The sequence below is a fragment of the Neobacillus sp. DZ-9 genome (genome assembly GCF_059587065.1).
The window spans coordinates 535409-555928 of sequence record NZ_JCAIOL010000003.1 but is presented as its reverse complement, the minus strand read 5'-3'; the positions used below and the strand labels follow the sequence as shown (position 1 = coordinate 555928).

The window sequence follows — 20520 nt, the reverse complement described above, 5'->3', positions numbered from 1 at the left end:
TTCAGATGCAAAAAGTAATTTTGAACAATGGTGTTGAGATGCCTATTCTAGGCTTCGGTGTTTATCAAATTCAAGATGCAAAAGAATGTGAACAAAGCGTTTATGATGCTATTATGGCAGGTTATCGTCTGATTGATACAGCAGCTTCTTATCTAAACGAAGAAGCAGTTGGCAGAGCCATCAAACGAAGTGGTGTGTCAAGAGAAGAACTTTTTATTACCACAAAACTTTGGGTTCAGGATACTGGTTATGAAAGCACGAAGAAAGCCTTCGCTAAATCTCTGGAGAGACTCCAATTGGATTATTTGGATTTGTATTTAATTCATCAACCATATGGCGATATTTATGGAACTTGGCGTGCAATGGAGGAATTGTATCGTGAAGGTAAAATCAAGGCTATTGGAGTGAGTAATTTTCATCCTGACCGGTTGATCGATTTAATCATTCATAATGAAGTGATTCCTGCTGTTAACCAGGTTGAAACACATCCTTTCAACCAGCAATTTGAAAGTGCTAAATTTATGAAAGAGAACACCGTTCAAATAGAGTCCTGGGGCCCATTTGCTGAAGGACGAAATAACATGTTTCAGAATGAAATATTAGTATCAATATCTGAAAAACATAATAAATCAGTTGCGCAAGTGATATTACGCTGGCTGACCCAAAAAGAAGTCGTTGCCATTCCAAAGTCTGTTCGGAAGGAAAGAATCATCGAAAACTTCAATATCTTTGACTTTGAACTAAGCACTGAGGATATGGAGAAGATTGCTACGTTAGATACGAAGGAGAGCTTGTTCTTTTCACATAGAGATCCTGAAATGGTAAAATGGATTGGTACCCGTAAATTAGATATTTAAAACTAAAACAAATTAGCAATTTAATGATTATCATTAATATAATTGAATCAAGTAGATGCAGGATTGTTACTATTGTCGCAGGCAAAACCTTAATTGGATTGTTACTGCTCATTTAGGCAAAACCTAAATCGCTAAAATCAGCAATTTTTTCGTTTGCAATTTTAGTGGTTTAGGTTTTTCTTTTTTTATGGCTATGTAAAAGTCCATTGCTTCTTATTTACACTGTTGATTGGAGCGGAAGGCGCGAAGACTCCTGCGGGAGTACGGGGCAGGGGAGACCCCGCAGGCGCCAAAGCGCCGAGGAGCCTCCCCGGCACGCCCGCGGAAAGCGAAGCGCCTGGAGCGCAAATCAACAACAACGTTTAACAGAGCCTATCATTAAAATTTTTGCAGAGGAGAGCAATCATATGAAACTAATTGCAGTTGATTTGGACGGGACAACACTCAATTCAAGAAAAGAAATTAGTGAAGAAAACATAAGGGTAATTAAAAAGGCACAGCAACAAGGGCATATCGTCATGGCATTATCGGGAAGATCAGCGATATCGGTTCATGCAGAACTTGCTAAATACGGTTTAGATTGCCCAGTCGGCGGAAATAACGGATCAGAATTGTATGCTGATGGCAAATTGATTGAGATAATTTCATTGACATTATCCCAAAGTCAAAGAATTGTCTTAGAACTGGAAAAAGAATCGATGCCATATAAAATTGGTACAGCCAAATGTACGTATGCACATAAAGATTGGTTGGAACGATTTGAGAACGTACTAACATCAGGTCGTGTACCAAAGGAATACTACACACATAAGGATTATAAAATGTATACAACTCCTCCACCTGTTTACGGACAGCCATTTTTTAATCAGCTTGAGGAGATTATTAACGAAGAATCTGATGTACAAAAATTCCTCATTTTAGGACTTTATCCAGAACAGAAACAGCGGTTGCATACGATTTTAGAATCGATTGAAGAAACGTATGTTACTTCTTCTTCCCCATTTAATCTTGAAGTTACACATATTAATGGTAATAAAGGGAATGGTCTCAAAACAATGGCTCGTCATTTTCAGATTCCATTAGAAAATACTGTTGCGATTGGCGATGAAAAAAACGATATTCCCATGTTCAAAGCTGCAGGTTTATCAATTGCAATGGGGAATGCCGAAGACGAAGTGAAAAAACAAAGTGATCTCGTTACTTTAACCAATGATGAACATGGAGTTGCCTACGCGATTGATAAATACATTTTGAAAGATTAAAAGATTTCACCAGCCCTATCAAATTTGGATTAGAGCCAGCGATTCTTGTCGCTGGCTCTGTTTTTTTTTTATGATGAGAAGTAATTCGTGATGTATGGCACACTTAAATAAAAAATTTTAGTGTAAAATAAAAATGATAGTTTTTATTGGAAAATTGAATATAATAGTTGTTTTATTAGAAAATGTATTAGATACTGTTGATGGATGCCCATTTAGTACAATTTAATTATCAAATGGGGCCCGAACAAAAATGTAAATGGTAATCAATCAAAATTTTATAATGCAAACTTTTTGAGGTGAAGATTATGCAACTTACTTTAGAAACCATAAAAGATAAAACGGCAGCAACACCATTTTCAAGAACAAATCCATTTAAAGCGAAAGTGCTCAACAATGTAAATTTAAATGGAGCAGGTTCTAGTAAAGAAACGCGTCATATTGAGCTATCATTAGAGGGGTCAGGCCTTTCTTATGTCCCAGGTGATGCACTTGGTATTATTCCGGCCAATGACCCAGAATTGGTGGCCTCTCTAATAGACGAGATGGCGTGGGATGAAGAAACAGTGGTAATCATTAATAAACAGGGTGAAACACTACCGTTAAAAGAAGCTTTGACAACTTATTTTGAAATTACACTATTATCGAAAAAAATCCTGCAGCAGGCAGCGGAATTTACAGATAATGATGAGTTAAAAAAGCTTGTGCTAATAGAAAATGCAAATCAGTTGAAAGAATATACTAATGGACGTGATCTGCTTGATATGTTCCGTGATTTCGGTCCATGGAAAGCTACAGCACAAGAGTTTGTTTCGCTTTTAAGAAAAATGACCCCGCGTCTTTATTCCATTGCCAGCAGCATTGCCGCTCATCCTGGTGAAGTGCATTTAACGATTGGTGCAGTTCGTTACTCGACACACGGCCGTGAGCGAAAAGGGGTATGTTCAGTTTTAGTTGCAGAACGTGTTCAAGAAGGGGATACGCTCCCAGTATTTGTTCAGCCAAATAAACACTTCCATCTCCCAGCATCCCAAGAGAAGGATATCATTATGGTAGGTCCTGGTACCGGCATTGCCCCATTCCGTTCCTTTATCGAAGAACGTGCTGTGAATAAAGCTGATGGCAGATCATGGCTGTTTTTTGGAGACCAGCATGCGGCGTCAGATTTCCTTTATCAAGATGAGTTAGAGAAGTATCAAAAAGATGAAGTATTGACAAGAGTAGACACTGCGTTCTCTCGTGATGCTGAACAGAAGGTATATGTTCAGCATAAAATGCTTGAAAACAGTAAGGAATTGTATGCATGGCTGGAAAATGGAGCTTACTTCTTCGTTTGTGGAGATAAGCAATATATGGCGAAAGACGTCCACGAGGCACTTCTTACCGTAATAGAAAAGGAAGGAAGCATGACTCGTGAAGAAGCCCAAGCTTATCTGGATGATATGAAAGAGCAAGGGCGCTACCAGCGTGATGTGTATTAAATATAATTAAGTATTTTCAATAAGAGTGACTTCATTTCCGCATATAGCGGCCAATGAAGTCACTCTTATTTTACGATGATTGGAGGGCAGGGGTTAGAGAAAGTCGTTGCATTTCCTTCTACGTTACCCAAATTTACTTTTGAATCCGTTAACAGTCACATAGAGAGCTTTTACGTTACCCATATCCACTTGTGATTCCGATTTCTGTCACGTAGACCCTTTGTATGTTACCCAAAATCATAATTGATTCCGTTTACAGTCACATAGAGCGCTCCTACGTTACCCAAATCCTCATTTGACCCCGATTTCAGTCACATAACTTCATTTTCTACGTTACCTTTTTCACTTTTTTACCCAAAAATTCATCTTGATTTTAAGGTTATCTTAAGGTTATCCAATTAAAATGGGAAACAGTTAAAGGTTACTATTTTATTTCGGGGGAATTACTGTGAAAAAGAATTATACAAAAATTGTCCTTGATTTGTTGATGGCCATTACGTTTGTGCTGCTAATGAATCCAAGAGTATTAGACGGTTTACCGTTTCATGAAATAGCAGGTCTGGTTATAGGAGTAGCAATCCTTGTCCACATCGGATTGAACTATCAGTGGGTAATCAATACAACCAAAAAAATACTGGACCCAAAACTCCCAAATAAAACGCGATTTAGTTACTTGTTGAATCTCCTCCTTTTAATTTCGATGGCTGCTGTCATTGTAACAGGGATACTTATTTCTAGGGTAGTATTCCCAAGTCTCGCTATTGAAGGAAATCATACGGTCCGTGAACTACACGGTTTTTCTGCTGATGCAACACTTGCTTTAGTGGGTCTACATGTTGGGGTACATTGGCAATGGATCATGAGTATTTGTAAAAAAGCGTTTAAATCGAAGGACGGAAAACTTAGGAAGGGTGTTTTTGCATCTGTTTTTCTATCACTAGCTTTTTTGGCAGGTGGTATTCAATGGTTTGCCTCAACTGCAACTCCAAGCAAAGGTGAATTCATGCCGAAACAAATGCAGCAAAGAGAGCAGGCAACTAATAATGGGGACACAGCGAACCAAGGTAATACAACGAATACAAATCAAGCACCGCCTAGCGGAGATTTCCGTGAAGGAAAATTCCATGGAAAAGAGGGACATGGCGGCGGCAGCAATCCATTTCTCGTCGTCCTTAACTATTTTGCAATTTGGGCAGCTATCATCATTCCTACCTATTATATAGAAAAACGAATATTAAGGAAAAAACGAGAATCAAAGCTTCGTCCTCAAACCTTATAATAAAAGCCCGCTTAATGTTGAGCGGGCTTTTTGTTAATATTCATTTAAAGAAAAAAGACTTAACCCCTTGGTTAAGTCTCTATATAAAATTTTCCACTTATTTTTTCCTTTCCTAATTTTTTCTCATTTATATTTTATCGAGAAGGATTATCCTATTAATCCTTGTGGTTCGATATTTTTAATAATATGAAGTTTTTATTCCATAATGGATAATACTTATCAACACCTCCTCATAATTAAAATAGTACGGTTCTGATCACCTGGACCGATGAAATCTAATGCGGCAGGAGAAAATACCCTAACTTTTCTTTTTACGCCCTCCAAGTGAATTCGGATTTGTCCTAGGACTACATCAGACTGAAAGACACTGCCTCCCAAGGAAATCTTCTTTTTGGTTCTCCTTTTGAAGACAGCCGTATTTTTCTTATTAACAGTGCGTTCCATATTATGCATTTCCACTTTCTCATTAAGCTGCGTTGAAATCTTCTCTGGTTGCAGGACTTCTTCTTCAATCGAAGCGACAATACCGATTTCACGTTTCTTTAATACTAAGACGAAGTGATAGCCTGTCTTTGATTTCTTCTTGACAACCTTTACTTCATCTGTAATAAACGTGACGAATTCTTCGGGTTTGTTCGTTTGTGAGTCTGGAGAGATTTCTTTTTGCTTGATGACTCGAAAGATTGCTTTTGCTCCAATTTCTTCAAAGTCAAAAGGTCTAATACTTTGGGTGCGAACGAGATATAGATCGGAAACCTTTCCTTTGCTAGTTAATTGGACACATAAAGCAACATCCTTATTCACCGCCTTTCCCTCATCGTTCGAGAGCATTGGGACATTCATGTTCATTCCTGGAAATTGAACGAAGATGTAGCTAAAGTTTTTCTTAGGCTCTACATTCAGAAGTCTCATAAACTCACAACCTTTCCGATTTTGTAATAGGGTAATTCCCCTTATAGGATTATAAATTCAATATTGTTTTTTACTTTCCTTTCAAAGTATGCTGAGTTTTCATCGTCACTTTCTTATGAAATCCGATGGATATTTCCTTTTGTTGAGTATTTATGAGCAATTCCATTATCGAAAAACAAAAATTGGAAAGTTTTTTGTCGTTTCAACAGAGTTTCAGTCCATTCATCAATTTCTAGGAATTGTAATAAAATCAATCGATATGTATTGACACAAAGGATTATTCGTATTATGATTATCTCAGATTCAAGATACTTTAATTAAAAGCGTTTTTCGGAGGTGTCATAAATGAAAAGTAATTGCACAAATTTCCTTTACTTTTTATTATTGAAAAAAAATTAAGAAAAACGTTAAAATTTTTTAAATATATATCTCGAATTCGAGATAAAAACAATTAGGAGGATTTTTAGATGATAAATATTGGTTTATTAATTATTCGTTTAGTAGTTGGTGTGTTATTCGTGGGTCACGGTGCTCAAAAATTGTTTGGCTGGTTTGGCGGACATGGTCTAAAAGGGACAGGAGGCTGGTTTGAATCCATTGGCATGAAACCAGGAGTAACCATGGCTCTATTTGCAGGACTAGCAGAATTGATTGGTGGAATCCTGTTTGCTTTAGGACTCTTAACCCCTGTTGCAGGAATCCTGATAGCAGGAACCATGGTAATGGCAATCGTGAAGGTGCACGCTCCTAACGGATTATGGGCAACAGCAAATGGATATGAATATAACCTTACATTGCTCGCAGTTGCTATTGGTGTAGTATTAATAGGACCTGGTCAATATGCTCTAGATGCTTTTTTAATCTAAATGTCTCGAATTAGGGAATTTTTAATTTAAAATATTTATATATAAACCAAATTTTAGCGGAAAATTACAATAAGAATCAAAGAGGAGTGAAAAACATGGAACTATTAGGATTACATCATGTATCAATTATGACTGGGAAAGCTGAAAAAAATTATGAATTCTATACGAAAATTTTAGGAATGAGACTGGTGAAAAAAACAGTCAATCAAGATGATACAAAGTCTTATCATCTATTCTATGCTGACGCAGAAGGAACACCTGGTACGGAAATTACCTTTTTTGATATCCCTGGACTTGGAAATTCATACAGAGGAACTTCTGAAATTTCTACTGTATCGTTGAGAGTTAAAAGTACAAATTCACTAGAATTTTGGAAGGATCGGTTTAGCCACTATGGAATTGAACATGGTGAAATTGAAAAAAGAGCTCAACGTGATACTTTAGCTTTTAGAGACTTTGATGGAACTCGATTAATGCTCGTTGCAGATAACGGTGAAAAAGGTGTAAGAGGCGGTATTCCTTGGCTGCGGGATGATATTCCAACGGAACATGCCATTATAGGTCTAGGGCCTGTAACACTTACGGTTGGAATTTCCGAACCAACGATTGGAGTCCTTACTGAGGTCATGGGTTTTCGTTTTGTCAGTTCTTATCCTTCTCTTGAAGGGGATTTCCCTGAAATCTTGGTTTATGCAACTGGAGAAGGAGGCAGCGGGGCAGAAGTTCATATTGAAACAAGGCCCGATTTGCCAAGAGCTCGGTTAGGCCGTGGAGGAGTCCATCATGTTGCTTTTCGGGTTCCGAATGAGGAAGAATACGATCAATGGGCACAGCACATAAAGAATAACCGTTTACCAAATTCAGGAAAGGTAGAGCGGTATTATTTTAAAGCGTTATATTTCAGAGAGCCAAATGGTATTTTGTTTGAACTATCAACCGATACACCAGGGTTTGCTGCAGATGAACCTATGGAAACAATGGGTCAAAAGTTATCATTACCGCCATTTTTAGAGACTCGTCGAAAAGAAATTGAAGAAAACTTACGGCCTCTAGACCTGATTTGAACGATTAGAATTTCGGCAGAACTCCAATCGTTATTAGAAAGGGCAAATGCAGATGTCGAACTTCATTGGGAAAATAGAGGGCATCAATTAACATTAGAAGAAGTGGAGGCTGCTGCGAGTTGGTATAAAGGGATTCAATTGAAGTAAAAAATTTTAATAATCAAGTAAACGCACTGGTGAAATTTCCGCCAGTGCGTTTTTGAGAACCTAAATTTAAACGAAATAATTTTAATAAAGAACCCGCCATAAATAAAAGGTGGCATAGGCTTGCCAATACTCCCATTTTGATTCATACGCTATGAGCTCATCCTTCGCAGGCTTTCTCTCCGAACCATTAAGATGTTTGATAGCATTATGCAGTCCGACATCATCAATCGGAAATGCATTAGTAAAATGCAAGCAGCGCATTAAGACATAATTCGCTGTCCATGGGCCAATTCCGCGAATCTTGATTAAACTCTTCTCTGCTTCTTTAAGGCTATCTATTCTCAATAATTTTTCTTTTGATAGTTCTGATCTGGCCATCAATTGCGCAATGCCAATAATATATTCACTTTTTTTCAATGTCATTTTAATATCGGCCAGGTCTGCTGGAGTTAACTGGGCAATTCGATTGTAGGAAGGAAATACCCAAAATTTCTTGCTATTCCACTCGATTGAATCACCAAATTTTTCAACAAATTGTCTTTTTAAGGTGTAGGCGAATGTTAAGTTTATCTGCTGTCCTAATACACCCCAGCAAAGTGCCTCGAATAAATCGGGAACGCCGATTAATCTTAATCCGTAAAATTTTTGGACTGGCCACTTAAGCAGCGGGTCTGCTTTAGCGATTTCGTAAAATGGTGTTAAATCGCGATCAAGGTCAAACCATTCACGAATAAAATTGAGAACCGCCGCTCGCTCGGACTGCCTAAAAGGTCCTGGGTCATTTAATAACTGCACGATCATCTGATTGCATTCATTTACGTGGATTTGTACTAAGACTCGGGTTTCACCAACAGCAATCACCCTGGTGATGATTTCATTTTCGACTTCAAACATAACTTCATTTTTGTTCCGTTCTAAATAGCCGAGATTTGCTTTTATATCAAAATCTTTTGGTAAATCAATGGTGATATTTCCGTTGTTTTCTTGAAAATAGTTCAATGTATTTTGTCTATCGGACACAATCTAATCCCCCACATCTTTTTCTTTCATTATCACAAAAATTAATTTCATTATCTTGCCTTTATATTTGAATATGCTTTTTTTTTATTAAATTCGAGTTATATTGATATTACCAAAACGCTGGTGGAGTTATTTAAGAATATTGACTCTGGACCTATAATAAAAGTAGAGGTGGTCAAATGAAACATGAGGGTTTAAGCGATGAAATGATGACCGATGAAAAGTGGCAGGCCATTATCAACAATGATGCAGCGTATAATCATCAATTCTTCTATGCTGTTAAGACCACAGGGGTTTTCTGTAAGCCTTCATGCAAATCGCGCATTCCTAAAAAGGAAAATGTCCGGATTTTTCAAAACGCTGAAGAAGCACTATCGGCCCATTTCCGTCCTTGTAAACGATGCAAGCCCACAAATGAGCGATTACCTGATAACGATTGGGTTGCGCTCATTACAGCCTATATTGATAAGAATTATCCTGAAAAGCTGACGTTAGAAAAACTGGCTGAAATGAGTCACGGAAGCCCATATCATTTGCATCGGACTTTTAAAAGGATTACCGGCATTACTCCTGTCGAGTATATCCAGCAAATCAGAATAAATACAGCGAAAAATTTATTGCTTCAGAATGATGTGCCAATTGCGGATATTGGAAAGGCGGTAGGGGTACCTAATATCCCTTATTTTATAACCTTATTTAAAAAGATGATCGGATATACTCCTGCTCAGTATCGACAATGTCATAATAAGTCGGAGGGTTTGAATAAATGAAGACACAAAAAAAGACACCCATATATTGGTCACTGCTTAAATTTAATGATTGGATTTTTAATATAGCGGCTACAGAGAAGGGACTTTGTTACGTTGGCTCACAGAACAAACCGTTTGAGGAATTGTCAGTTTGGGCAGAAAAACGATTTCCTGGCAGCCCTCTCATGGAAGATGGGAAGAAGCTTGAGCCTTATGCAGCCGAACTTATAGAATATTTTGAGGGGAAACGAAAGAATTTCTCTGTCCCGTTTGATTATCAGGGTACAGAGTTCCAAGTCGCTGTTTGGAACGCACTTTGTGAAATTCCGTTTGGAGAGACAAAATCCTATTCTGACATTGCGAACTATATCCATAAACCAGCCGCTGTTCGAGCAGTTGGCGCGGCTATTGGTGCTAATCCGGTGTTAATTACCGTGCCGTGCCACCGTGTTGTCGGAAAAAATGGCTCATTGACCGGATACCGCGGCGGATTAGAGATGAAGACGCAACTCCTTGATTTGGAGCGGCAAGGATCTCAATAGATATTAAGCATTGATGAGGCCAATATGCCTCATCTTTATTTTTTTACTAAGGTCCCTAACATAGTGGAAACATCGATTCTTTAATAAAAATTAGAAAATTCAGAGGAATTAACGCCTATTATGTTGAAATAATAATCAAGCATAATTTGTGATTTGCCCTTAATTATCAAAAAATTAGTCATGTAAGAGAGGTGAAAAATGAGGAAAATCGTAATTTCTGATATTCATGGATGTGCGGCAGAGCTTGATCAACTTTTGGACAAGACAAACGCTCAACCGGAAGAAGTTATTTTTCTAGGAGACTATATTGATTCCGGACCAGATAGTCTAGGGGTATTAGATAAAGTAATTGATTGGTGCGGCCAAGGTGCATCAGCATTACTAGGCAATCATGACGATTTATTTTTACGATGGCTGGATGATAAAGAAATTATTTTTTATTATGGCAGAATTGGCGGGATGGCTACGATTAATAGCTGCCTACAAAGACTTGGGATGGACAGTGTTGAATATTCCCAATTGCTGCATGACCAAATAAAAGAAAATGAAATAAGAAAAACCATTTTGAATTGTTTTCGTAAACAAATTTCCTTCTTACAATCGCTACCATTATATAAAAAGGAGTCAGAATTGATTTTTGTTCACGCGGGAATTAATCCGAAAAAAGGATTGGAAGAAACGACGAAAGTTGAGTTCCTCAATCTTCGTGATGAATTTATTTATGAGTATAAAGGTTTTGAAACGATCATTTTCGGTCATACACCAACTAGAAGATTACATAATCATAATAATGTATATTTTGGTCCGAACCAAGTAATCGGCATCGATGGAGGGTGTGCCTTCGGAGGACAGCTAAATGCATTAATCATAAACGATAGTCAGTTCAGTACAGCATCAGTATTAAGAAAATAAATTATCAAATGGAGGCAAAGTGGACATGTCAAATTTACCATCAATACTGAAAGGGTTGCGTATTCCCGTAATCGGCGCGCCGCTTTTTATCATTAGTAATCCGAAACTAGTCATTGCACAGTGTAAGGCAGGAATTGTTGGCTCTATGCCTGCACTAAATGCTAGGCCTGCGTCCATGCTCGATGAATGGCTGGCAGAAATCACAGAAGAGTTGGCAGCGCACAACGCCCAAAATCCGGATCGTCCTGCTGCCCCGTTCGCGATTAATCAAATCGTGCACAAGTCCAATGATCGGCTTGAGCATGACGTAGAATTGTGTAAGAAGTATAAAGTTCCGATCATTATTACTTCCCTAGGGGCTCGTGAGGATGTTAATGCAGCCATACATAGTTACGGTGGAATTGTAATGCATGATGTGATCAATAACAAGTTTGCGCACAAGGCCTTTGAAAAAGGGGCAGATGGGTTGATTGCTGTTGCTGCCGGTGCTGGTGGTCATGCTGGTGTGAAGAGCCCGTTTGCATTGATTCAAGAAATCCGCCAATGGTTCAACGGTCCGCTTGCATTGTCCGGATCGATTGCCAATGGTAATGCGGTATTAGCAGCCCAAGCGCTAGGGGCCGATTTTGCCTATATCGGATCGCCTTTCATTGCGACCCATGAAGCGAATGCTGTTGAAGAATATAAGCAGGCAATCGTTGATTCTACATCTGACGATATTATTTATAGTAATTTGTTTACAGGTGTTCATGGAAACTATCTGGCTCCATCCATCCGGAATGCTGGGTTGGATCCTGATGCACTTCCAGAAAGCGATCCAACTAAGATGAATTTTTCGGATGGATCATCGAAGCCGAAGGCATGGAAGGAAATCTGGGGATCTGGTCAGGGAATCGGAGTTATTAATGAGGTCACTGGTGCAGGAGAATTCGTTGACAAGCTATATCAAGAGTATTTGGCTGCAAAAGAGAGAATCGTTCATATCGGATGAACAATTCTCGCAAAAAAGGCACCTCCAATTGTTTCCCGATGTTGAACAATTATATAAAGAATTCAATTTTTATATTGTGGTGAAAGATAAAAGGATTGGCGATTTCTACCGCCAATCCTTTTTACATGGAATCTGAAATATTCTTGAACAAGGAGAAGCAACGCTGAGGCTTGGAACATTTATAATCAAGTCCGAAACGAAGATCCTCCACCTAATTCATTGTGTTAGAAATTCTAAAGATAAATGTCATTTCCTGTTCATCCCCCGTTCACAAACGGATTATAAACTAACGATATCAAAGAGAAATTGGGGGTATAAAGAAGATGAACATTGCTTGGAAAGAAATGAAGAGAAATAAAGGAAGGTTTTTGATTTTAGGCTCCATCGTTTTTCTGGTTAGTTTATTAACGTTTATCATCTCTGGTTTAGCAAACGGCTTATCCCAAGATAATGCAGCTTTAATTAAAGATTTGCCAAATGGCCAATTTTATATGACGAAAGAAGCAGACGAAACCTATAACCTTTCAAGAATTAATAGCACCACCCAAAAGAAAATACTAGACAAACACCAAAACGCTGCAGCCTTTTCAATTCAAATGGGTTTTTTGAATGAACGTGATCAAAAGCAGCGGAGCGTCGCCTTTGTTACGTCAACCGAATCGAAGTGGTTTCAAAATGTAAAAAAAGGAGAAGTCGTACTGGACCGTTCTATGGAAGAGGATGGGATAAAAATTGGTGATACGTTAACGAATAATCAGTACGATGGTAAGTTTATTGTAAAAGGCTTTGTAGATAACAGTAAATACAGCCATGCCCCCGTTGCGTATATCAATATGGAGGACTACCAAGAAATTTACCGGGCTAACCAAATGCAACTTATTTTCATACCTGGAAATTCAACACAAGGATTTGCTGGTCTACAAGCTTTTTCAAAGGATCAGTTCCTTAATACCATTCCGAGTTATAAAGCAGAACAGATGTCCCTGAATATGATTATTTGGTTTTTAGTGATTATTAGCGGAATGTTATTTGCTATCTTTTTCTACATGATGAACGTTCAAAAAATCGGATTATACGGTATTTTAAAAGCCATTGGTGTAAAAACAAGCGCTTTGTTTAAAATGATGTGGACGCAAATGGTGTTGATCACCATCATTGCGCTTGGTCTGTCGATTGCACTGAGCCAATTGTTTAATCTGGTGGCGCCTGAAGGAATGCCTTTCCGTTTAACCACGGAAAATACATTACAATTATCGATTATCTTCCTAGTAATCGGTTTTATTGGAGCTACGCTTTCCGGTGTTCAGATTAAAAAGATAGAACCATTACAAGCGATTCAACAAGGAGAGTGATAAAAATGACGATATTTACAATCGATCATGTCAGAAAAACTTTTACAAATGGTGAAGTGAAGGAAGAGATTCTAAAAGGAGTGAATCTTTCTCTCAAGGAAGGTGAGGTAACAGCATTAGTTGGAGCGTCCGGCTCTGGTAAAAGCACACTCCTAACCATAGCGGCGGGTCTGCAGCCCGCATCGGACGGAACAGTCATTTTCGAAGGAAACAATATAACGAAAATGAGTTCAGAACAAGTGCGAAATATTCGGGCGACTCAATTCGGTTTTGTCTTTCAATTTGCCCATCTGGTTCCATTTCTAACAGTTGAAGAACAACTGATGCTCATGTTGGAAGTATCAGAATCAAAAATGAATAAACGTGAACAAAAAACGGAAATGAACAGAATACTAAAATTAGTGGAAATGGACCATCGCAAAAACGCCTATCCTTCTTCTTTATCCGGCGGGGAAAAGCAGCGGGTTGCCATTGCCCGCGCCATAATTCATCAACCAAAGGTTCTTTTCGCGGATGAACCAACGGCAAGTTTGGATTCAAAACGGTCTAAAGATGTGATGGCGTTAATCCAAAATTTAACGAAAACGTTAAACATCATGACCTTAATGGTAACCCATGACGAAGAAATGCTCTCATTTGCCGATCATGTCATTAAAATGAGTGATGGACAGATTTTGCAAAGTGTCGTTTAATTTTTTGTAGACATTGTCATTTTTATAGGAGAAGAATTCATGACCAATATTTTAATTGTAGATGATGATATTAATGTTTTACAGCTTGTAACGATTCATTTATCTGAACAGGGTTATCAAGTATTCCAGGCAAAAGACGGGATGGAAGGGCTGGAAATATTGAAGAAAGCAGCATGTGATCTGGCCGTTGTCGATGTGATGATGCCTTTCATGGATGGCTATGCACTAACGAAAGAGATTCGAAAACAATACGATATCCCCGTTATTCTTTTAACGGCCAAAAATCAAATCGAGGATAAAGAGCAAGGATTTGAAGCCGGTACGGATGATTACCTTATTAAGCCATTTGAACCAAAGGAATTAAGCTATCGTGTTAAAGCGCTGTTACGGCGATATGATCATCATGCAGATGAATCCATTCTGCGTATTGGCAGTACGACGATCAACAAAAAGAGCTATGAGGTTCAGATTGGGAATCGAACCTTTCTTTTACCCCTAAGGGAATTTGAACTTTTAGCTTTTTTTATTTCGAATCCTAAGCAGGTGTTTTCCAGAGAACATCTCATCGAACAGATTTGGGGATTGAATTTTCAAGGGGACGAAAGAACAGTAGATGTCCATATTAAAAGATTAAGGGAGCGTTTCTCTAAGTTGACAGATGATTTCCAAATAAAAACAGTACGCGGTGTGGGATATCTTTTGGAGGTCCAACGTACATGAAATCCCTGTATGTGAAATTTATTGTTATGACCATTGGCATGATGTTGATTAGCTTTATCTTGGCTTTTATCATCTCCAATACCTATTATCAACAAAAGCTAAAGCCTTTTAATGATAGAAAAAATACAAAAGTCGCGCTGGATATTGCTGACTTTGCTGAAAAACATCCCGAGATTAACCTGAAAGAGTATTTGGATAGCACTTCTGCAGTAGGATACCAAATATGCCTCGTCGATCATCTGGGAAACAGAACTTTTTTTGGCGAGCCATTCAGGGACAAAAGTCTGTCAGGTTCAACTGAAAAGTATGTCTTAAACGGGCATGTTTTTCACGGGATTCTTGATTTTCCACAGCAAACATTTGTGACAGGCTTTTTTGCCAATGAACTAAAGAATACCATTGGGGTTCCCTTGAGATTTAACGGAAAAACCTTTGCTCTATTTGTACGGCCTGATATAAAATTTCTTTTCGGCGAGATGCATGTTCTATTTGGATGGATCTTGGTCTTGGCGATTACGTTGTCCATTGTGATGGTCCTTATTAATACAAAGTATTTAGTAAAACCGATATCCACCCTGACTAAAGCAACAAAATCACTGTCAAACGGTCGTTTTAATGTTGAACTGAAAATTAACCGCCATGATGAGTTAGGAGAGCTTTCACAAAGTTTTTTACAAATGGCAAGGAAATTAGAACAAATGGATGAGATGAGAAAGGAATTCATTTCTAATATATCTCATGATATCCAGTCGCCGCTTTCGAATATAAAAGGATACACAAGCCTTTTAGAAAATGAACTCATAAGTTTAGAAGATAGAAAACAGTATGTTTCGATCATTAATGGTGAAATTAGGAGGCTGTCTACCTTAACAAAACAATTATTGCTTCTCGCTTCATTTGATCGAAATGAGGATATCGTAAAGAAGAAACGATTTGATGTTAGCGGGCAAATTAAGGAATTGGTACGACATTATCAATGGGCAGTAAGCGAGAAAGAGATTATGCTCAGCTACTCCCTGCCAGATATAAAGATTGTCGGCGATCCATCCTTACTGAATACGGTGTGGGATAACCTATTATCCAATGCCATTAAATACAATAAGCCAAATGGTAATATAGAAATTTCACTCGAACAAAGAGAGCAATCTGTTTGCGTAACGTTTAAGGATACAGGAATAGGGATGAGTAATTCTGAAATAGAAAGGAGCTTTGAGCGCTTTTACCGTGCCGATAAGGCACGTACCCGAACAATCGAAGGGACGGGCCTCGGTTTATCCATCGTCAAAACGATTGTAGATCTGCACGGCGGTTCCATTCAGGTGAGCAGTAAAGAGAATGAAGGGACTACGTTTATTGTAGAATTGCCTGCTTAACAAGATATATTTAAAGAGAGACAGAACTGGATGCAATCAGTTCTGTCTTTTATAATAACCAATGCTACTTATGAGAGGTTAAAATTATCGACATTTAAGTTATAATGCCTTTTCCTTGCTTGATTAACGGATTAGCTTACTTGAACAAGATTCTTAAGCATTACGAACTGATTGTATAATTTTTATGATTTATTAATTAACTTTTTTCACTTTTATTCATCCTTCTCTTCAATTTTTCTTCAGTAGATGAACCCTCAACTGGAGTATAAATACTACACCAAAAATCTGTATCCCCATGAACTTGTAAAGAAGTTAAATTAAAAATCATTTTACCTGCCTTGGAATGTCTGAATTCAATCAACACTTCGGGAGCCATATTTACTTGATTTTCTTGCCATAAAGATTGAAAATCTGGATTAAGATTCGACATTTCTTCAAGAAAATGAGTGTACCATTCATCCCCCATATTTTGACCATAGTAAACCCTAAAGATGGAAAGAAATCCTTTCACAAAATGCTCCCAATTGACAGCTAAAGCCCTCAACTCTTTCCTCGTAAACACTAAGCGGATTAAGTTTCTCTGTTCGATGGGAATTTGTTCAAAATCCAGAAAAACATAGGCTGCAGCAGGATTCCAACCAACGATTTGGAAATGTCGGTCTGTGATCAGAGTAGGGCAGTATTTTAATTCTGTTAAAATTTTTTCTAAAGAAGGGGAAAGTTTTGTTTGTAAAACTTCATGTTTATACACATTTGTGTTAACTTCTAATGCTAAATCGTATAGATACTTTCGTTCATCATTATTTAACTGTAGAGCAGATGCTATAGAATCCAGTACAGAAGACGAGACCTTAATATCTCGCCCTTGTTCTAGCCATGTATACCAGGTAGTGCTTACTCCCGCTAACTGGGCGACTTCTTCCCTCCTTAGACCTGGAGTTCTCCGCCTAATTCCCGTCGGTAATCCTACTGATTGAGGTTGTATAGTTGCACGTTTTGACTTTAAAAATTTTGATAGAGCTTCTAATCTTGTTTTACTATTCATGTTAAATTACTCCTGTCTTAAAACGATAATCATATTACTAATTATACTAGGATAAACAACAACTTGTAATAGGATAAACACGGTGCCAAAATAAAGATAATCTAATAACGAGGGGGAATAAATATGGAACGAGTTGTGATTACTGGGATGGGAGTCGTGTCACCCTTGGGAAACAACGTTGAAACATTTTGGAGGAATTTAACCGAAGGCAGGTCTGGAATTTCTTACATTAATGCATTTGACATAAGTAAACATAAAACAAAAATTGCTGGATTTGTTAGGGATTTCAATGCTGAGGATATGCTTGGTCAGAAGGATGCAAGGCGTATGGATAGATTTTGTCAATTTGCTCTAGTTGCAGCTGAACAAGCATGGAACGATTCCAATCTGAACATTAAGGAAATAGATTTAGAGCGTCTTAGTGTATATATTGGTTCGGGAATAGGTGGAATTGAGACTTTGATGCAAAATATTGATGTACTTCGAGAAAGAGGACCACAAAGAGTAAGTCCAACAATGGTGCCTTCGATGATAGCAAATGCAGCTTCAGCACAAATAAGTATCAAATGGGGGGCATTGGGACCTTCTATGGCACCTGTTTCCGCTTGTGCAATTGGAAATACAGCTATTGGAGAGGCTTTCAGAATTATTAGGTATGGTACGGCTGATGTAGCATTTGCTGGAGGGGCTGAGGCAGCCATAACAGAATTGTCTCTAGCCAGTTTTGGGAATGCAAAAGCGTTGTCTTCGAGGAATGATGAACCAAGTGCTGCTAGTCGTCCTTTTGATGCGAATAGAGATGGATTTGTAATGTCTGAAGGTGCAGGAATTTTAATACTTGAATCTTTAACACATGCTTTACGCAGAAATGCACGAATTTATGCTGAAGTAATTGGATATGGTGCTAGTTCTGATGCCTATCACATGGTTTCTCCACATCCAGAAGGTAAAGGAGCCTATCTTGCAATGAAAATGGCTTTAACAGATGCGTCCATTTCTACTGATGATGTAGATGTAATTAGTGCTCATGCAACAAGTACAGAGATAGGTGACATATCTGAAACAAATGCTATAAAAAAATTGTTTGGCGAACAAGCATACAGGATACCAGTTACGGCTAATAAGTCGATGACAGGACATTTATTAGGAGCAGCTGGTGGGGTTGAAGCTATTGCATTAGCAAAAAGTCTCCAAGAGGGCATCATTCCGCCTACTATCAACTTAGAACACCCCGATCCATTATGTGATTTAGATTATGTACCAAACGTAGCCCGACAAACAAATCTCAAAATAGGGATCTCCAATTCATTTGGGTTTGGTGGGCATAATGCAGTAATTGCTTTGAAAAAGTATTAATTGTGAAAATAGTTTTATTAGATAGAGTGAAGAAATGTACTTACTATCGGGTTACTTCTCTTCAATAAGAATAAAATCAAGGACCTTATTTGTGGTCCTTGATTTATATTTAAATATCAACAATATTATTTAACAGAGCGTAAATAAAAGCATGGTGGTTTTGGAATAGTTCAGAACCACCATTTTTTATAAAATTATTAAAATTTAATCATTTTATTGTTTATGTACAATTGACGAAGCATGACCCATATGTGTAAAATACATATATAGTGATTTTGTGAATCAATGTTGTGACCTAGTATTCTTGAACTCTACATACCTCCCTTTCAGAAGGAGGAAAAATAGAGAAATTAACAGAGAAAATGAGGAGGAATTAAGGTGGCCCAAAAGGTGATTCAAAAGGAAGAAGTAGTAACAAAAGAAGTTAAAAAAGTTGAGGTTCCAAAAGTTGAGGCTGCAACAGATGAGATTCAAAACGTAGAGGAGCAAAAAGAAACAAGTTATGTTACAGAGTCATTTATTGAAACATTTTGGGATCAATTTGAAGGAGCAGTATCTCGTAATAGAGAATATAGAGCACAACGCCAAGAACTTTACTTAAAAGCTATTAAAGAAACAACAAAGTTCAATGGAGAATACCGCAAAACTTTAAAGGGTCTATTTGAGCAAGCGACAAAATTTAATAGCGATTTGCGTAATGGCTTATTTAAAAATTCTATTATTAAAACAAATGAATCTACTCAAGAAGTGACTGAATCTTTAAAAGGTCAAGTAAGTGAAGCAGCGAGTAAATTAGAAGAGCTTTATTCAACTCCATTTAACAGAGCGTTTGATTTAATGGAAAAATCAGAGAAGCTTGTTGAACAAAATAGTGAGTCATTCATTAAATATACAAATGAAGCATGGAATGCTTGGGAATCTGTAACAGACAACTATTTAAAACAAGCTAGAAAAACTCATCAAAATATTGCTCATCGTTTAGAAGATAGCGCACGTATACTTGTTGCTCCAAGTAAATAAAAGACAAATCTAAAGAAAACCACAATCTTAATCGGACAAAAAAAGCAGTTTTACCTACTGGAATGCTGCTTTTTTTGATACATTTGAATTGCTGATGACATTTTACAACTGAGTATTCCTTTCTTATATTTTTTATTGAAAGAAGGTATTTGAGTAAAGTGGAGTGAGACACGTATGCATAACCTGAGCACTGAACAATTGCTAGAAGCATTTAATTCTGCTATTAAGTTAAATCTTAGTAAAGACTTTATTATACTTTTGGCTAATGAGTTAAACACACGAATTATTATTGAATCACCCAAAAATGACTATAGAAAAATTATAAATTAGAATGTAGTACCCCTACAAGCAGACTTGAAAATGGATAAGGAACGTAAAGCCCCATCCATTAAAAAACTAGGATGGGCAGGTTTCTTTCATCCCCGCAAAATCAACAATACATTTGTAAACATTCCAATAGAACCTTGGATTTTTCTGAATATGGCTTGTCGTACACACATTTTTATTTAGCCTTTGATCAAAGTCAAACCGATTATAAATGGAAAAAACAGTCATGACTTTCAATGTTTTTTCAGAACCAAGGACAAGGATATTTTCATAAAATAGTTTATCAAACTATGAAGGTGTTTTTGTTGATGAACTATAGAGATACCCAAACCCAATCCATAATAGGTCAGGCGTGGACTGGTAAACATGTCATATTGCTGCATTGCACAGCAAATAATCAATTTATTGGCCTTTATAAAAGCTTTCATGCACCGACAGAGCCTCCAAGATCCAATTGTTCTGAAACATTATCTCAGTTACTCAGTATTGGGTATCAGATTCATGCCGTCACAGCCATTTCGCCCAATCATATCCAGTATGTATTGGTATTATAAAA

21 protein-coding genes and 1 pseudogene are annotated in these 20520 nt (G+C 37.6%); 19 read left to right on the top strand and 3 right to left on the bottom strand.

The genetic code is table 11. The features are described 5' to 3' along the window. The first annotated feature begins 5 nt into the window (after positions 1 to 5). The 4 genes from AC59HZ_RS11115 to AC59HZ_RS11100 all read left to right on the top strand — a co-directional run bounded on the left by AC59HZ_RS11115 (position 6) and on the right by AC59HZ_RS11100 (position 4876). Positions 6 to 857 (top strand): aldo/keto reductase, encoded by an 852-nt coding sequence (locus AC59HZ_RS11115; RefSeq protein WP_496545855.1) that lies wholly within the window; start codon positions 6 to 8, stop codon positions 855 to 857. A 407-nt stretch (positions 858 to 1264) separates the two neighbouring features. Next, positions 1265 to 2119 carry a Cof-type HAD-IIB family hydrolase gene (locus AC59HZ_RS11110; protein ID WP_496545854.1) on the top strand — a complete coding sequence of 285 codons (855 nt, stop codon included), beginning with the start codon at positions 1265 to 1267 and terminating at the stop codon, positions 2117 to 2119. A gap of 305 nt (positions 2120 to 2424) precedes the next feature. Then, a complete protein-coding gene (locus AC59HZ_RS11105) occupies positions 2425 to 3597 on the top strand; it encodes a sulfite reductase subunit alpha (protein WP_496545853.1) in 1173 nt (390 codons plus the stop codon). Between the two features lie 448 nt (positions 3598 to 4045). Further along, positions 4046 to 4876, top strand: coding sequence for a DUF4405 domain-containing protein (locus AC59HZ_RS11100; RefSeq protein ID WP_496545852.1), 831 nt, complete (start codon positions 4046 to 4048; stop codon positions 4874 to 4876). A 219-nt stretch (positions 4877 to 5095) separates the two neighbouring features. On the opposite strand, the gene AC59HZ_RS11095 is transcribed toward AC59HZ_RS11100, so the two are convergent. Beyond that, a complete protein-coding gene (locus AC59HZ_RS11095; RefSeq protein ID WP_496545851.1) occupies positions 5096 to 5788 on the bottom strand; it encodes a hypothetical protein in 693 nt (230 codons plus the stop codon). A gap of 467 nt (positions 5789 to 6255) precedes the next feature. On the opposite strand from AC59HZ_RS11095, the gene AC59HZ_RS11090 reads away from it, so the two are divergent. The 3 genes and pseudogenes from AC59HZ_RS11090 to AC59HZ_RS11080 all read left to right on the top strand — a co-directional run. Then, positions 6256 to 6654 (top strand): DoxX family protein, encoded by a 399-nt coding sequence (locus AC59HZ_RS11090; protein WP_496545850.1) that lies wholly within the window; start codon positions 6256 to 6258, stop codon positions 6652 to 6654. Between the two features lie 95 nt (positions 6655 to 6749). Beyond that, on the top strand, positions 6750 to 7718 hold the full coding sequence (locus AC59HZ_RS11085; protein ID WP_496545849.1) for a ring-cleaving dioxygenase: 969 nt from the start codon (positions 6750 to 6752) through the stop codon (positions 7716 to 7718). Positions 7719 to 7730: 12 nt separating this feature from the next. After that, positions 7731 to 7865, top strand: a pseudogene (locus AC59HZ_RS11080) (carboxylesterase); the annotation flags it as partial. 81 nt (positions 7866 to 7946) lie between these two features. Here AC59HZ_RS11080 and AC59HZ_RS11075 read toward each other — a convergent pair. Then, positions 7947 to 8885: a DNA-3-methyladenine glycosylase 2 gene (locus AC59HZ_RS11075; RefSeq protein ID WP_496545848.1), complete on the bottom strand. Its 939-nt coding sequence runs from the start codon at positions 8883 to 8885 to the stop codon at positions 7947 to 7949. Between the two features lie 179 nt (positions 8886 to 9064). On the opposite strand from AC59HZ_RS11075, the gene AC59HZ_RS11070 reads away from it, so the two are divergent. From AC59HZ_RS11070 to AC59HZ_RS11035, 8 genes are all read left to right on the top strand, one after another. Further along, positions 9065 to 9655, top strand: coding sequence for a bifunctional transcriptional activator/DNA repair enzyme AdaA (locus AC59HZ_RS11070; RefSeq protein ID WP_496545847.1), 591 nt, complete (start codon positions 9065 to 9067; stop codon positions 9653 to 9655). Further along, positions 9652 to 10176, top strand: a complete 525-nt coding sequence (locus AC59HZ_RS11065) for a methylated-DNA--[protein]-cysteine S-methyltransferase (protein WP_496545846.1) — start codon at positions 9652 to 9654, stop codon at positions 10174 to 10176. The genes AC59HZ_RS11070 and AC59HZ_RS11065 overlap by 4 nt, the downstream gene beginning before the upstream one ends. A 198-nt stretch (positions 10177 to 10374) precedes the next feature. Further along, positions 10375 to 11088 (top strand): metallophosphoesterase, encoded by a 714-nt coding sequence (locus AC59HZ_RS11060; RefSeq protein WP_496545845.1) that lies wholly within the window; start codon positions 10375 to 10377, stop codon positions 11086 to 11088. A gap of 25 nt (positions 11089 to 11113) precedes the next feature. Further along, a complete protein-coding gene (locus AC59HZ_RS11055) occupies positions 11114 to 12079 on the top strand; it encodes an NAD(P)H-dependent flavin oxidoreductase (protein ID WP_496545844.1) in 966 nt (321 codons plus the stop codon). 323 nt (positions 12080 to 12402) lie between these two features. Then, a complete protein-coding gene (locus AC59HZ_RS11050) occupies positions 12403 to 13431 on the top strand; it encodes an ABC transporter permease (protein WP_496545843.1) in 1029 nt (342 codons plus the stop codon). Between the two features lie 5 nt (positions 13432 to 13436). Next, positions 13437 to 14123, top strand: coding sequence for an ABC transporter ATP-binding protein (locus AC59HZ_RS11045; protein WP_496545842.1), 687 nt, complete (start codon positions 13437 to 13439; stop codon positions 14121 to 14123). Positions 14124 to 14162: 39 nt separating this feature from the next. Beyond that, positions 14163 to 14843, top strand: a complete 681-nt coding sequence (locus AC59HZ_RS11040) for a response regulator transcription factor (RefSeq protein WP_496545841.1) — start codon at positions 14163 to 14165, stop codon at positions 14841 to 14843. Continuing rightward, positions 14840 to 16216, top strand: coding sequence for a sensor histidine kinase (locus tag AC59HZ_RS11035; RefSeq protein WP_496545840.1), 1377 nt, complete (start codon positions 14840 to 14842; stop codon positions 16214 to 16216). Before AC59HZ_RS11040 ends, AC59HZ_RS11035 begins: the two co-directional genes overlap by 4 nt. A 196-nt stretch (positions 16217 to 16412) precedes the next feature. Here the strand turns inward: AC59HZ_RS11035 and AC59HZ_RS11030 are convergent, their stop codons facing one another. Further along, positions 16413 to 17261: a helix-turn-helix transcriptional regulator gene (locus tag AC59HZ_RS11030; protein ID WP_496545839.1), complete on the bottom strand. Its 849-nt coding sequence runs from the start codon at positions 17259 to 17261 to the stop codon at positions 16413 to 16415. A 123-nt stretch (positions 17262 to 17384) separates the two neighbouring features. Here AC59HZ_RS11030 and fabF point away from each other — a divergent pair, with 123 nt between their 5' ends. The 4 genes from fabF (at position 17385) to AC59HZ_RS11010 (ending at position 20518) form a co-directional block, all read left to right on the top strand. Beyond that, positions 17385 to 18617, top strand: a complete 1233-nt coding sequence (gene fabF, locus AC59HZ_RS11025) for a beta-ketoacyl-ACP synthase II (protein WP_496545838.1) — start codon at positions 17385 to 17387, stop codon at positions 18615 to 18617. A gap of 378 nt (positions 18618 to 18995) precedes the next feature. Continuing rightward, a complete protein-coding gene (gene phaP, locus AC59HZ_RS11020; RefSeq protein WP_496545837.1) occupies positions 18996 to 19637 on the top strand; it encodes a polyhydroxyalkanoic acid inclusion protein PhaP in 642 nt (213 codons plus the stop codon). A 174-nt stretch (positions 19638 to 19811) separates the two neighbouring features. After that, on the top strand, positions 19812 to 19967 hold the full coding sequence (gene sda, locus AC59HZ_RS11015; protein WP_496545836.1) for a sporulation histidine kinase inhibitor Sda: 156 nt from the start codon (positions 19812 to 19814) through the stop codon (positions 19965 to 19967). 305 nt (positions 19968 to 20272) lie between these two features. Continuing rightward, positions 20273 to 20518, top strand: a complete 246-nt coding sequence (locus tag AC59HZ_RS11010; protein ID WP_496545835.1) for a hypothetical protein — start codon at positions 20273 to 20275, stop codon at positions 20516 to 20518. Positions 20519 to 20520: the final 2 nt, after the last annotated feature.